Source organism: Actinomadura logoneensis, assembly GCF_003428695.1.
GTDB lineage: Bacteria > Actinomycetota > Actinomycetes > Streptosporangiales > Streptosporangiaceae > Spirillospora > Spirillospora logoneensis.
Map to the genome: position 1 here is coordinate 1 of NZ_QURH01000207.1, position 13,248 is coordinate 13,248.

Here is a 13,248-nt window from a genome sequence, read left to right on the forward strand (position 1 = left end):
TCTGGCACAACCACCGCACCGGACAACCCACCACACGATCACTGATCGCCTACGACCACTAACTTCGGAACTACTCGTCTAGGGGAGAGTTGTACTCGGCGACGAGGGCGGGCAGCGAGGCCAGGTCGTCCAGGACGAAGGTGGCCTCCGACTCGGCTTCGGGGTCGTTGAAGATGTGGCCCCAGGGGCCGCGCCGCAGGAACGCGGTGCGCATGCCGAACCCGGCGGCGGGGAGGACGTCGTTGTCGATCCGGTCGCCCACGTACAGGACGTGTTCGGGCAGCGCGTCGGCGAGCTGGGCGCAGCGTTCGAAGAACTCCTGGGCGGGCTTGGCGACGCCCCACACGTCGGAGATCCCGACGACGTCGACGTCCAGGTCGAGCGCGGCGAGCTGCTCGGCGGCCTCGACCGGCTGGTTGCCCGCGATGCCGATGAACAGGCCCTGGGCGCGCAGCCCGGCGAGGCATGCGCGCGCGTCCGGGTAGAGGTCGGACGGCCCGAACCCGTTGGGGACGCCCGCCTCGGCGCGCGCGGCCTCCTCCTTGGCCAGGTCGAAGCCGGGGCGGAAGTACTCGAACACGTCCATGTTCGTGGCGCCCTCGGCGATGAAGGCGCCGAGGACGGCGAGGAAGGTGTGCCGCGGGACGCCCAGCCAGTCGGCCCAGCGGCCGTAGATCTCGCCCTCGCTGATCAGGGTCTCGCCGATGTCGAAGAAGACGGCCTCGATCCGCACGTCGGTCACAGCTCCACCGACTCACCGGGGGCGAGGCGGCGGAAGTCGCGGCCCAGTTCCTCGCCGGCCGCGCCGACGTGCTTGGCCATGACGCCGAGTCCGGCGTCGTTGAGCAGGCCGTCGTGGACGACGAACGCGCGCTCGGGGTTGACGGCGCGGGCGTAGGCGTACATTTCGGGCACCTTCATCCAGGGCGCGTTGCCGGGCAGGCACAGCGTCCGGACGGTCTCGGACGGGACGGTCAGCGCGTCGCCGGGGTGGAACACCTCGCCGTCCACCAGGAAGCCGGTGTTGGGGATCGGCGGGACGTCGGGGTGCAGGATCTCGTGGTCCTCGCCGTAGACGTGGACGTCGAAGCCCGCGACGGTGACGGCGTCGCCGTGCCCGACCTCGTGGACGCGCCCGCCGAGGTCGGCGAGGGACGCGGCGACCGCGCGCGAGCACCAGACGTCCAGCCGGGGGTCGGCGGCCATGGCGGCGCGCAGCCGGTCGGGGTCGAAGTGGTCGAAGTGCTCGTGGGTGACCAGCACGGCGTCCGCGCCGTCGAGCGCGTCGGTCTCGGGCGTGAGCGCGCCGGGGTCGATGACGAGGGTCCGGTCGTCCTTCTGGAGCCGCACGCAGGCGTGTCCGAGCTTGGTGAGACGCATTGGGCGATTTTTTCACGCCCGCCCCGCGACCCCGCACACCACCCGCCGCCGCGCGCGCCACCACCCGGCGGGACGGACGGCATCCCCCGGACCTGCCGGGCGGCTTCCCCGGACCTGCGGGGCGCACCTGCTCCACCGGCCCGCGGGGCGGACGGCGTTGACCCCGGGGTGGCGCGTTGATAGAACACGTTCTAGTTCGCCCCCCGGAGGCGCCCGTGCCGGTACCCGACCAACGCGATCCCGAGGTGACCCGCGCCGCGCTGGCCGCGTGGCTGGGCGGGCGGCTGCCCGGCGCCCGCGTCCCGGCGATCGAGACGCCCGAGACCAGCGGGTGCGCCCGCGTCCCGGCGATCGAGACGCCCGAGACCAGCGGGTTCTCGTCCGAGACGCTGATCTTCGACGCCGCCTGGACCGGCCCGGACGGCGCCGAGCGGCGCGAGCCGCTGGTCGCGCGGGTCGCGCCGTCCCGCTACCAGGTGTTCCCCGAGCCGCGGTTCGCCGAGCAGTACCGGCTGATGCGCGTGCTGGACGAGCGGACCGACGTGCCCGTCCCGCCGATCCGCTGGTACGAGCCGTCCACCGAACCGCTCGGCGCGCCGTTCTTCGTGATGGGACGGGTCGAGGGCCGCGTCCCCACCGACATGCCGCCGTACCACATGGACGGCTGGGTGACCGAGGTCCCGGCGGAGGAGCGGGCGGCGATGTGGTGGTCCTCGCTGGAGGTCCTCGCCCGCGTGCACCGGCTCGATCCGGACGGCCTCGGGCTCGGCTTCCTCGACCAGCCGCACTGGGGCCGGACGGGTCTCGACCAGCGGCTGAACTACTACGAGCACTACCTGCACTGGGCCTACGGCGGGCCGCAGGAGGTCGCGCTGCGGGCGCTCGACTGGCTGCGCGCGCACCGTCCCGCCGAGCCGGACGCGCCGCGCCTGCTGTGGGGGGACGCCAGGATCGGCAACGTGATCTTCCGGAAGGGCGTGCCCGCCGCCGTCCTGGACTGGGAGAACGCCGTGCTCGGCGCCCCGGAGGAGGACCTCGCCTGGTTCCTGTTCCTGGACCGGCACCACAGCGAGGGGATCGGCGTGCCGCGGCTGCCGGGCTTCCCCTCCCCCACCGGGACGGCCGCCCGGTACGCGGAACTGCTCGGCCGTCCGCTCCGCGACATGGGGTACTACGAGGTGCTGTCCGGCTTCAAGTTCTCGGTGATCATGGCGCGGATCGGGCAGGCGATGATCGACTTCGGCTGGATCGGGCCGGACGACCCGTTCCCGCACGACAACAACTGCACCCGGCTGCTGGACCGCATCCTGGGAGGCCTCGCGTGACGCTCTCGCCGCTGGACGACTACCCGATCCACCAGGCCCCGGAGGTGATGCGGCACGTCGCGACGTCCGACCGCAACTTCTACGACCGCTACTACTTCAACGTGCACGACACGTCCGGCGGGCTGATGATGCTCGTCGGGCTCGGGCAGTACCCGAACCTCGGGGTGACCGACGCGTTCGCGGTGGTGCGGCGCGGGCCGTGGCACCGGGTCGTCCGGGCGTCGCGCGAGCTGGGCGCGAACCGGATGGACACCCGCGTCGGCCCGTTCCGCGTCGAGGTCGTCGAGGGCCTGCGGACGCTCCGCGTCGTCCTGGACGAGACGGAGCACGGCCTGTCGTTCGACCTGACCTGGGACGCGTCGATCCCGGCGCAGCTCGAACCGCCGCACCACATCCGCTGGCAGGAGCGCGTCGTGTTCGACTCGCGCCGCCTCGCGCAGACCGGCCGCTGGACGGGGCGCATCGTCCTGGACGGCGAACGGATCGACGTCACGCCCGACGCCTACTGGGGATCACGGGACCGCTCCTGGGGCATCCGCCCGGTGGGCGAGCCGGAGCCGCCCGGCATCCAGGTGAAGAACGCGGGCACCTTCTACTGGGTCTACGCGCCGTTCCAGTTCGAGGACCACTCGGTGCTCTGCATCCTGCAGGAGGACGAGAAGGGACGCCGGCTCCTCGAAGAGGCCGTCCGCGTCTATCCGGACCCCGAGCGCGAACCGGAGCACCTGGGACGTCTCGACTACCGGCCCGTCTACGCCGAGGGCACGCGGGACGTGGTCACCGCGACGCTCGGCTTCCATCCGCCGGGCGGCACCCCGTTCGAGATCGGCGTGACGCCGGTCCTGCCCGTCCACCTGATGGTCGGCACCGGTTACGGCCTGGAGCCGGACTGGAAGCACGGCATGTACCAGGGGCCGGAGACGGTCGTCCAGGGCGTGGCCTACGACACGCGCGTGCCGGAGGACGCCGCACGCATGTGGGGCATGGTGGACGCCGTCGCACGCTACGAGTACCGGGACGGGTCGGGTCGCACCGGTTTCGGCCTGTTCGAATACTGGGCCCTGGGTCCACATCCCACTCTCCCGGAGTGAGCCTTGCGGTGGACGGCCCGCCACGTCCGCGGCCGTCTGCCAGACTGGCCGCCGTGGACACCGGACGGGACGCGGGCGAACCCTCGCGGGAGGAGCTGGACCGGCAGGTGCGCGCCCACTACGGCAACTGGCGCGACCAGCCCAGAGGGCTGGCCTGCGCCGTCGTCGCCGCGTTCTGCGTCCTCACGACCCTCGCGCTGGGCGTGGTCGTGCTCCTGGTCGTCCTCGCGGCCTCCCGCTAGCTCGGACATCCCGGGCGCACCGGCCCGGGGAGAGCGCGGTGGCGGCGGACGCCGGTCAGGCCTCCGCCGCGGTGTCGGCGAGGGTGAACGCGACGTCGCCCTGCGGGTCCACCTTCGCGTCGAGGGTCATCTCGTCGAGCATCGCCGCGGTCGTCGGCTCCAGGTAGACGCGCGCGCCCTCCTCCTCGACGACCTTGTCGCCGGCCTCGGGCGCGGGCGCCACGGAGAGCTGGAGCGTGTCGGAGCCGTTCACGCCCGCCTGGATGCGGATGCCGCTCTCGGGCGGCAGTTGCGGATCGGCGGTGACGGTGCGGATGACCTGGACGGCGTCGTGGGTGAGGGTCAGCATGAGCTTTACTTCCTTTGCTTTCGGTACTGGACCCGCACCCCCTGCCCGAGTCGTAGGGCGGTAAACACTCAGCTCGGCCCGGCGACCCGTTGCGTCAGCCACTCGAACGCCTTCGGCAGCATGCCCTCCCAGACCTTCGGCAGGTGCCCGCCGTTCCGCAGGACGTAGGTGAACGCCTTCGTCGGGGGCTGGACGCGGGCGACCATCCCGGCGATCGCGGCGGCCGTCCCCCGGTCGGTGCGGGTGCCGCCGAGCAGCAGGTCCACGGGCGGACGCGCCGCCAGCAGCTCCAGCGGGCTGTTGGCGCGGACGGCGTTCGGGTCGCGGGTGATGTCGGGCGAGGTCGGCGTGAAGTACCCCGCCAGGCTCACCGCCGCGCGGAACAGGTCGGGGCGCTGCTCGGCCAGCTTCACCGCGCAGAACCCGCCGGTCGAGTACCCCATCGCCGCCCACGCCCCGGCGTCCGGCAGGGCGCGGAAGTCGCGCGTCACGGCCGTCCGGACGTCGGTGGTGAGCCAGGTCGCGACGCGCGGGCCGCCGGGGATGTCGGCGCACTCGGTGTCCCGGCCGGGTTCGACGGTGATCGTCGGCGACACGAGGATGTACGGCTTGGCCTGCCCGTTCCGCATCGCCTTCTCCAGCTCGCCCGCGACGTGCAGCGCGCCGAACCAGGTCCAGGACGAGCCGGGGAAGCCCGGCAGCAGCTCGATCACGGGGAACCGCCGCCCCCGGTACCGCGGGTCGTCGTACTGCGGCGGCAGCCACACCCGCACCTCCGCGCGGATGCCGGACCCCGCGCCGCGCGGGTGCCCGACGTGCGTCCGGCTGTCGCGGTCGAACCGGAACCCGCCCTCGTCCAGGCCGCGTCCGCCCGCGGGCCGGGTCAGCGTCGGCCCGGCCGCCTCGATGTCGCCGCCGCGTCCGGCCGTGCCGAGCAGGTCGGCCCACGTCGGGTACAGGTGCAGGCTGCGGTTCAGCAGCGTCCCGACGACCAGCAGCGCGGTCGCCTGGCAGAGCGCGATCATCCCGAGCCGCGCCGCCGCCCGCGCCGCGCGCGGTCCCGGCACCCGGTTCCAGGCGGCCAGGCACCCCAGCGGCGCGGCCAGCGCCGCCAGGACGAACAGGACGAGCAACGGCCAGCCCAACAGCGACATCCGGATCGGTCCCCCGTCGACACGCGCACCTCGCCCGAGGGTGCAGCGCGACCTTAGGGAACCCGTCCGAATCCGGCGTGAACGCGCCGTGAATGCGCGGCCACCGACGCCCCGCCCCGCGGCGGCGGACCGGTGACCGATCCGATCCGATCCGACAGCGGCGGCGGGGACGGAAGACCGGTGGCGCGGGGGTCAGTCGTTGACGGGGGCCAGCGCCCGGACGGCCTCCTGCGCGGACAGGCCCCCGCCGGGCACGACCGCGAGGACGGGCGTGGTCAGCCCGTTGTCGACGTACTCGCGGACGCGGGCGCGGCAGGCGGCCGGCGAGCCGTGCACGATCAGGTCGTCCACGACCTCGTCCGGGATCAGCTCCAGCGCCCTCTTGCGGTCGCCCGCGGCCCACGCCTCGTTCATCGGCGCGAGCGCGTCGCCGCGGCCGAGCCACTCGTGGAACGCGCGGTACACCGGGACGGTCATGTACGCGGCGATCATCCAGCGGCCGATCGCGCGGGCCTCGGCGGCGTCCTCGGTGGGGCAGACGAACAGCCGCGCGACCAGCTCCGGCGCGTCGCCGAGCTCGGCCCGGACCGTCCGGACGTCCTTCGGCGCGAGCCAGTTGGTGATCGCGCCGTCCGCCTCGCGGGCCGCCAGCCGCAGCATCCCGGGGCGCAGGGCCGCCAGGACGATCGGCGGCGGCGTCGCCGGGGCCTGCTCCAGCTTGAAGCCCCTGACCGAGAAGGTGTCGTAGTCCTCGGTGACCTTCTCGCCCGCGAGCGCGCGGCGCAGGAACCGCAGGGTGTCGCGGACGCGCTTGTACGGCTCCTCGAACGGGAGGCCGTTCCAGCGCCGCACGATCGTGTCGGACGAGGTGCCGATGCCCATGACGAACCGTCCGGGCGCGAGGTCGGCGAGGGTCGCGGCCTGCTGGGCGAGCAGCGCGGGCCCGCGCGTGTAGACCGGCACGATCGCCGGGCCGAGGCGCAGTTCGGGCGCCCACTGGGACGCGAGCGCCAGCGGCGTGAACGCGTCGGCGCCGTTGGTCTCGGCCGACCACGCGTCGGTGTAGCCGAGCGACGGCAGTTCGGCGACGAGCGCGGCGTGCTCGGCGAGCGGGACGCCGGTCAGCGGAAGGGTCAGTCCCCAGCGCGGCATCGCGTCCCCCTAGGCGATCGAGGGGCGGATGATCGCGCCGCCGTCGACGACCATGGTCTGCCCGGTCATCCAGGACGACGCGGACCCGGCGAGGAAGACGGCGGCGTTCGCGATGTCCTCCGGTTCGCCGATGCGGCCGAGCGGCATGAACTTGCTGATCTGCTCCTCGTTGTTCTCCCACAGCGCGCGGGCGAGGGCGGTCTTGACCAGGCCGGGGGCGATGCAGTTCACCCGGACCTTGGGGGCCAGCTCCATCGCGAACTGGCGGGACATGTGGATGACGGCGGCCTTGGTGGCGTTGTAGTAGCCGATGCCGTGCTCGGTGGCGAGGCCGCCGACGGACGCGATGTTGACGATCGAGCCGCCGTGCTCGGCCATGGACGCCTTCCACGCGAGCTGCGTCCACTGGACGATGGCGAACTGGTTGACCTGGACGGTCTTGGCGGCGGCCTCGGGGGTGATGTCGGCCATCGGCCCGAAGTAGGGGTTGGTGCCGGCGTTGTTGACCAGGACGTCCAGGGCGCCGAACTCGGCGACGGCGGCGTCCACGCAGGCGGCGGCGGCCTCGGCGTCGCCGACGTGGGCGGCCTTGGCGAGCACGCCGACGCCGGGGTGGGCGGCGCGGATCTCGGCGGCGACCTCGTCCAGCGCCTCCTGCCTGCGCGAGGAGAGCACCACGTTGGCGCCCTCGGCGGCGAACGCGGTCGCGATCGCCCTGCCGATCCCCCGGGACGCGCCCGTGACGAGCGCGGTCTTGCCCTCAAGTCCAGTCCGCATGTGCTGCACTCCTCGATCGAATCTGGCTCGGTTGCACTGTACCGAAGTAACTGACGAGTCAGTTATCTGGATCCGGGGTCTGCCCCGGGGTGAGCACGAACCGCCGGAACGCCTCGGCGACCGGCGGCCTGGACCGGGCGTCCGACCAGGTCAGGCCGATGGTACGGACGGCCAGCGGGTCGGCGAGCCGGACGTGCGCGACCCCGTGCGCCTCGCCCGGCAGCGGCGGCGCGACGACCGCCACGCCGAGCCCCGCCGCGACCAGCCCGCGCACGGTCGCCGACTCCTCGCCCTCGAACGGCATCTCCGGCGCGATCCCGGCCGCCGCGAACATCTCCTCGGCGATCGCGCGCAACCCGGTGCCCTGCTGGAACGCCACCACCGGCTCCCCCGCCAGCTCCGCCGTCCGGACGAGGCGGCGGCGCGCCAGCGGATGCCCCTCCGGGACGGCGAGCAGCAGCCGCTCGGTCACCAGCGGACGCCACTGGAGGTCCGTCCCGGCCGGGCGCGGGCTGGTGATCGCCAGGTCGGCGCGGCCGTCCCGGACGGCGGCGGTGATCCGCCCCGCGCGGTCCTGGATCAGCCGGAACGTCACGCCCGGCCGGGTCTCCCGGAACCGCCGGACGAGGTCGGGCACGAACGACGGCCCCTGGGTGTGCAGGAACGCGAGCGCGACCTCCCCGCGGGTCGGGTCGGCGGCCTGCGCGAGGGCCCGCCGCGCGGCCTCCTCCTCGGCGGCCAGGCGGCGCGCGTGCTCGGCGAACACCCGCCCGAACGGGGACAGCTCGACGCCGCGCCCCACCCGGTCGAACAGCGGGACGCCGAGGTCGTGCTCCAGCCGGGCGATCGCGCGGGACAGGCCCGGCTGCGAGACGCGCAGCTCCTGTGCGGCGTTGGTCACATGGCCGTGGTCGGCGACGGCCAGGAACCAGCGCACCGTCTGCAGGTCCATGCCTTCATGCGTACCACGCATCGATCAGCGGCAACACTGTCATTGGACGCATCGCTCCGGCCGGACGCAGGCTGCTGGGCATGACCGCCGTCCTCGAACCCCCACTCGAACGGCACCGGACCGGCTCGCCCGGCCTGCGCCGGATCAACCTCGCCCTGTTCGCGGCCGGGCTGACCACGTTCATGTCCCTCTACTGCACGCAGGCGCTGCTGCCGCAGCTCTCGGAGGCGTTCGCCGTCTCCCCCGCGCGCGCCAGCCTGCTGGTGTCGCTCGCGACCGGCGCGGTCGCGCTCGCGGTCGTCCCGGTCAGCTCCCTGTCGGAGCGGTTCGGCCGGACGCGGGTGATGATCGTGTCGTCGGTGGCGTCCGCGCTGGTCGGGCTGGTGATCCCGCTGTGCTCGACGTTCGCCGAGCTGGCGGCCGTCCGGGCGGTGCAGGGGGTCGCGCTCGCGGGCGTCCCGGCGGTCGCGATGGCCTACCTCGCCGACGAGGTGCACGGCGCGTCGCTGGGCGGCGCGATGGGCCGGTACGTCGCCGGAACCGGCATCGGCGGCGTGCTCGGACGGCTCGTCCCGGGGGTGGTCTCGGACTTCGCGGGCTGGCGCTGGGCGCTCGCGGCCACCGCGCTCGTCGCGTTCGGGTTCACGCTCGCGTTCTGGGCGCTGCTGCCGCCGTCCCGCTTCTTCACCCCCGGACGCGTCGACTACCGGCCGCTGCTCGCCCACCTCCGCGACCCCGGCCTGCGCCGCCTCTACCTCGTCGCCCTCACGGTGATGGCCGGGTTCGTGACCGTCTACAACTTCCTCACCTACCGGCTGCTGGACGCGCCGTTCCACCTGCCGATGGCCCTGGTGTCGCTGATCGCGGTGACGAACCTGGCGGGCTCGGCGTTCTCCGCCCGCGCCGGGACGGCGGCCGACCGGCTCGGCAAGCGGCCCGTCCTGCTCGGCTCGATCGCGCTCGCCGCCGCCGGCCTGCTGCTCACGCTGCCGCCGGTGCTCGTCCTGGTCGGCGTCGGCCTGCTGGTCTTCACCTGCGGTTTCTTCGGTGCGCACGCGGTGGCCAGCGGATGGGTCGGGCTGCGCGCCCGCACCGGACGCGCCCAGGCGTCCGCGCTGTACCTGTTCGCCTACTACTTCGGCAGCTCGATCGGCGGCTCGGCGGGCGGGGTGGCGTTCGAGCACGGCCACTGGACGGCCACCGCCCTCTACGTGCTGGCCCTGTACGGGGTCGCGTTCGCCGCCGCGGCCACCCTTGATTTGAGCGTGCGCTTGGTTGGTAAGCTGCGCGGGTGAGCGAGACCCGGCCCGACACGAGGCAGCGGCGGCCCGCCGCCGAAGGATGGTTCACCACCGCGGACGGCGTGACGCGCCTGCTCGGCACGCGCTGCGCGTCCTGCGGCACCCCCTACTTCCCGCGCAACGCCCTGGCCTGCCGCAACCCCGGCTGCCCCGGACCGAGGGACGGCTCCGACCTCGTCCCCCACGAGTTCTCCCCCCGCGGCCGGGTCTGGTCGTACACCGACGCCCGCTACCAGCCGCCGCCCCCGTACGTCCCCGCCGAGCCGTTCCGCCCGTTCGCGATCGTCGCGGTCGAGCTGGCGGACGAGCGGATGGTGGTGCTCGGGCAGGCCGTCCCCGAGGTCACCGTGGACGACCTGGCCGTCGGCATGGAGGTCGAGCTCACCGAGGGCGTGCTCTTCGAGGACGACGAGGCCGTCCACACGGTCTGGATGTGGAGGCCCGTGCGATGAGCCCGACCACGAACGACGTCGTCGTCCTGGGCGCGGGCATGCACCCGTGGGGCAAGTGGGGCCGCGACTTCGTCGAGTACGGCCTCGCCGCCGCCCGCGCCGCGCTCGCCGACGCCGGACTGACCTGGCCGGACGTCCAGTACGTCGCGGGCGCGGACACCATCCGCAACGGCTACCCCGGCTTCGTCTCGGGCGCCACCTTCGCGCAGGCGCTCGGCTGGACGGGCGCGCGCGTCTCCAGCAGCTACGCGGCGTGCGCGTCCGGGGCGCAGGCCATCGCGAACGCCCGCGCCCAGATCCTCGCGGGCCTCGCGGACGTCGCCCTGGTCGTCGGCGCGGACACCACCCCGAAGGGCTTCTTCAAGCCCGTCGGCGGCGACCGTCCCGACGACCCGGACTGGCTGCGCTTCCGGCTGCTCGGCGCGTCCAACCCGACCTACTTCGCCCTGTACGCCCGCCGCCGCATGGCGCTGTACGGCGCGTCCACCGACGACTTCGCCGCCGTGAAGGTCAAGAACGCCCGGCACGGCCTGGCCAACCCGAACGCCCGGTACCGCAAGGAGGTCACGGTCGAGGACGTCCGCGCGTCCGCCGTCGTCGCCGATCCGCTGCGCCTGCTGGACATCTGCGCCACCAGCGACGGCGGCGCGGCCCTCGTCCTCGCCTCCGCCGACTACGCCCGCCGCCACGGCGTCACGGACCCGGTCCGGATCGCGGGCCTCTCCACGGTCACCCCGACGTTCCCCAAGACCGTCCTCGACCTGCCCGACTTCGCGACCGACTCGGCCATGACCGTCCCGCCGCCGGACCGCCCCTTCCGCGCCGCGCTCGCCCACGCCGCCTACGAGGAGGCGGGCCTCGGACCGTCCGACCTGTCGTTCGCCGAGGTCTACGACCTGTCCACCGCGCTCGAACTCGACTGGTGCGAGGACGTCGGCCTCTGCGCGGAGGGCGAGGCCGAGGCCCTGCTCCGCTCCGGCGCGACGGCCCTCGGCGGACGGGTCCCGGTGAACCCGTCCGGCGGCCTGGCCTGCTTCGGCGAGGCCATCCCGGCCCAGGCGATAGCGCAGGTCTGCGAGCTCACCTGGCAGCTCCGGGGCCGCGCCGAAGGCCGCCAGGTCGAGAACCCCCGCGCGGGCATCGCCGTCAACCAGGGCCTCTTCGGCCACGGCTCCGCCATCATCGCGACCACCTGACGCCGCACCGCCCCCTCACCCGACGGTGAAGCCGTCGCAGCCGAGGTAGTAGGCGTCGCCGTTGGGGCGGACGTGGAGCCAGATCACCGTGTAGTCGCCCTTGACCAGCTCGGCGGGCTTCTTCCGCTTGAAGTCGGACGGGAAGGTGAAGTCCGCGTAGGTGCCGTCCGTGGGCAGGAGCTTCGGGCCGCTGGTGACGACGCCGTCCGAGTCGCTGCCCGTCATCGACGCGGGCTGGCGGACCTGGGCGGCGACGTAGTAGGGCGACGGGCGTTCGTACTTGAACCTGGCGGAGAGGGTCGTCGTCCCTCCGGCCTTGACCTCCGAGGTCGAGCGGGGCGCGCTGGTCTGGAGGCCGTCGGGCGCGCCGGGTTCGGTTCGCGAGGTGGGGCTGCACGGCTTGTCCGGCCCCTGCCACTTCACGTTCTGGAAGTGGTCGTCGAGTGCCTGGACGAGGAAGTCGTCCGGCGGGACGCCGTTGGCGGGGGTCGTCGCGGACGGCGGCGTTCCGGAACCGCCCGCTCCGGCTCCGGACGGAGTGGACGAGTGGGCGCCCGCCTGGTGGGACGGGGTGCCGCCGTTCGCCCGGTTGCCGAAGGGGGCGTACTGGACGACCAGCGCGACCGCGACCGCCACCGCGCCCACTCCGCCGGCGGCGAGGATCGGCAGGAGGAGGCGGGATCGACGGGGCGCCGCAGGGGCCAGGCCCATCGTGACCGCCTCGGCGCGGTCGCGGGGCAGGTGCTCGCCCGTCCCGGCGACGGCGCGGTAGGCGGGGTCGGCGGCGGGCGGGACGGCGTCGGCGGTGAGTTCGAGCAGGCGGGGAAGCTGGACGCGCCGCCGCGGGTCCTTCTCCGCGCACATCCGGATGAGGGAGGCCAGGCGCGGTTCGACGCCCGCGACGTCGATGTCGCCGGTGAGGGTGCGGTGCAGCAGGGCCTCGACCGGGCCGCGGCCGAACGGCGGACGGCCCGTGGCGGCGAAGGCGACGGTCCCGGCCAGGGAGAAGACGTCGGCCGCGAAGGACTGGTCCTGCTCGCGGATCACCTCGGGCGCGACGTAGCCGGGGGTGCCCGCCCAGGCGCCGGTGCGGGTGATCTGGGTCTGGTCGGAGCCGCGCGCGATGCCGAAGTCGATCAGCTTGGGCCCGTCCGGGGCGAGGATGACGTTGCCCGGCTTGAGGTCGCGGTGCTGGACGCCCTGGCCGTGGATCTCGGCCAGCCCGCGGGTGAGGGCGGCGAGGAGGGAGAGGCAGAGGGACGGGGGCAGCGGGCCGTGGCGTTCGACGGCCTGCCGCAGGGTGGGGCCGGGGACGTGCTCGGTGGCCAGCCAGTACGGCGGGACCGAGAGGCCGGCGGCGACCATCGAGGCGGCGTAGCGGCTGCGGACGCGCTCGGCGGTGGCCACCTCGCGGCGGAACCGGGCGAGGGCGTCAGGCGCGTCCAGGCCGTCGTGGATCATTTTCAGGGCCACATGACGTTTACCTGCGCTGATGCCGAGGTAGACCTGGCCCATGCCGCCCGCGCCCAGGCGGGCCAGCACGGGATAGCCGCCGATCTCGGCGGGGTCACCTGGTCGCAGGGGTTCCACCTCGCGCACCTCCCGGGCCGATCCTCCCAGGGCGTGGCGGCGGCGGCCAGAGGGACGGGTGGTGAAGCTCACCCGGATTACTGGACGTTTCAACCATCTCCCCGCGTAACCTTTTGTACTGACCGGTCAGTTCAAAGGTTGCGAGGGATCCCGGGATGGCGGACGACGAGCACTCCAGGACTCCGGCGGCGGAGGGTGCGTCCGGGGGGAACGGCACCTCCGCCGCCGGACCGGCCGTCACGACGGCCGAGACCGGGCCCGCGCCGGCGCGCGCTTCCGAGGGGGGC

14 protein-coding genes are annotated in these 13,248 nt (G+C 73.9%); 6 read left to right on the forward strand and 8 right to left on the reverse strand.

What is annotated here, in order from left to right; genetic code table 11:
• Nucleotides 1-70: 70 nt before the first annotated feature.
• Both DZF91_RS11475 and DZF91_RS11480 read right to left on the reverse strand, forming a co-directional pair.
• Nucleotides 71-742, reverse strand: a complete 672-nt coding sequence (locus DZF91_RS11475) for an HAD family hydrolase (RefSeq protein WP_328589157.1) — start codon at nt 740-742, stop codon at nt 71-73.
• Nucleotides 739-1,380 (reverse strand): MBL fold metallo-hydrolase, encoded by a 642-nt coding sequence (locus DZF91_RS11480; RefSeq protein WP_117357460.1) that lies wholly within the window; start codon nt 1,378-1,380, stop codon nt 739-741. The genes DZF91_RS11475 and DZF91_RS11480 overlap by 4 nt, the downstream gene beginning before the upstream one ends.
• 215 nt (nt 1,381-1,595) lie before the next feature.
• On the opposite strand from DZF91_RS11480, the gene DZF91_RS11485 reads away from it, so the two are divergent.
• Genes DZF91_RS11485 through DZF91_RS11495 form a run of 3 tightly spaced genes read left to right on the forward strand, consistent with a single transcriptional unit; the run spans nt 1,596 to nt 4,038 of the window.
• Entirely contained in the window at nt 1,596-2,705 is a 1,110-nt protein-coding gene (locus tag DZF91_RS11485) for a phosphotransferase family protein (RefSeq protein WP_117357461.1), read from the forward strand.
• On the forward strand, nt 2,702-3,796 hold the full coding sequence (locus DZF91_RS11490; RefSeq protein WP_199486562.1) for a hypothetical protein: 1,095 nt from the start codon (nt 2,702-2,704) through the stop codon (nt 3,794-3,796). The genes DZF91_RS11485 and DZF91_RS11490 overlap by 4 nt, the downstream gene beginning before the upstream one ends.
• 53 nt (nt 3,797-3,849) lie before the next feature.
• Complete coding sequence (locus tag DZF91_RS11495) at nt 3,850-4,038, forward strand: hypothetical protein (RefSeq protein WP_117357462.1); 189 nt, start codon at nt 3,850-3,852, stop codon at nt 4,036-4,038.
• 55 nt (nt 4,039-4,093) lie between these two features.
• Here the strand turns inward: DZF91_RS11495 and DZF91_RS11500 are convergent, their stop codons facing one another.
• From DZF91_RS11500 to DZF91_RS11520, 5 genes are all read right to left on the reverse strand, one after another.
• Nucleotides 4,094-4,387 carry a Fe-S cluster assembly protein HesB gene (locus DZF91_RS11500; protein ID WP_117357463.1) on the reverse strand — a complete coding sequence of 98 codons (294 nt, stop codon included), beginning with the start codon at nt 4,385-4,387 and terminating at the stop codon, nt 4,094-4,096.
• Between the two features lie 68 nt (nt 4,388-4,455).
• The gene (locus tag DZF91_RS11505) at nt 4,456-5,541 is read right to left on the reverse strand and encodes an alpha/beta hydrolase (protein WP_117357464.1); all 1,086 of its coding nucleotides are present in this window, start codon (nt 5,539-5,541) and stop codon (nt 4,456-4,458) included.
• Nucleotides 5,542-5,733: 192 nt separating this feature from the next.
• Nucleotides 5,734-6,693 carry an LLM class F420-dependent oxidoreductase gene (locus DZF91_RS11510; protein ID WP_117357465.1) on the reverse strand — a complete coding sequence of 320 codons (960 nt, stop codon included), beginning with the start codon at nt 6,691-6,693 and terminating at the stop codon, nt 5,734-5,736.
• A 9-nt stretch (nt 6,694-6,702) separates the two neighbouring features.
• Complete coding sequence (locus DZF91_RS11515; RefSeq protein ID WP_117357466.1) at nt 6,703-7,470, reverse strand: SDR family oxidoreductase; 768 nt, start codon at nt 7,468-7,470, stop codon at nt 6,703-6,705.
• A 58-nt stretch (nt 7,471-7,528) separates the two neighbouring features.
• Nucleotides 7,529-8,422: a LysR family transcriptional regulator gene (locus DZF91_RS11520; protein ID WP_117357467.1), complete on the reverse strand. Its 894-nt coding sequence runs from the start codon at nt 8,420-8,422 to the stop codon at nt 7,529-7,531.
• A gap of 80 nt (nt 8,423-8,502) precedes the next feature.
• Here DZF91_RS11520 and DZF91_RS11525 point away from each other — a divergent pair, with 80 nt between their 5' ends.
• Genes DZF91_RS11525 through DZF91_RS11535 form a run of 3 tightly spaced genes read left to right on the forward strand, consistent with a single transcriptional unit; the run spans nt 8,503 to nt 11,371 of the window.
• Complete coding sequence (locus tag DZF91_RS11525) at nt 8,503-9,717, forward strand: MFS transporter (protein ID WP_117357468.1); 1,215 nt, start codon at nt 8,503-8,505, stop codon at nt 9,715-9,717.
• A complete protein-coding gene (locus tag DZF91_RS11530; RefSeq protein WP_199486563.1) occupies nt 9,714-10,175 on the forward strand; it encodes a Zn-ribbon domain-containing OB-fold protein in 462 nt (153 codons plus the stop codon). The genes DZF91_RS11525 and DZF91_RS11530 overlap by 4 nt, the downstream gene beginning before the upstream one ends.
• On the forward strand, nt 10,172-11,371 hold the full coding sequence (locus tag DZF91_RS11535) for a lipid-transfer protein (RefSeq protein ID WP_117357472.1): 1,200 nt from the start codon (nt 10,172-10,174) through the stop codon (nt 11,369-11,371). Before DZF91_RS11530 ends, DZF91_RS11535 begins: the two co-directional genes overlap by 4 nt.
• Nucleotides 11,372-11,386: 15 nt before the next feature.
• Here the strand turns inward: DZF91_RS11535 and DZF91_RS11540 are convergent, their stop codons facing one another.
• Nucleotides 11,387-12,961, reverse strand: a complete 1,575-nt coding sequence (locus DZF91_RS11540; protein ID WP_158587919.1) for a serine/threonine protein kinase — start codon at nt 12,959-12,961, stop codon at nt 11,387-11,389.
• Nucleotides 12,962-13,248 lie beyond the last annotated feature (287 nt).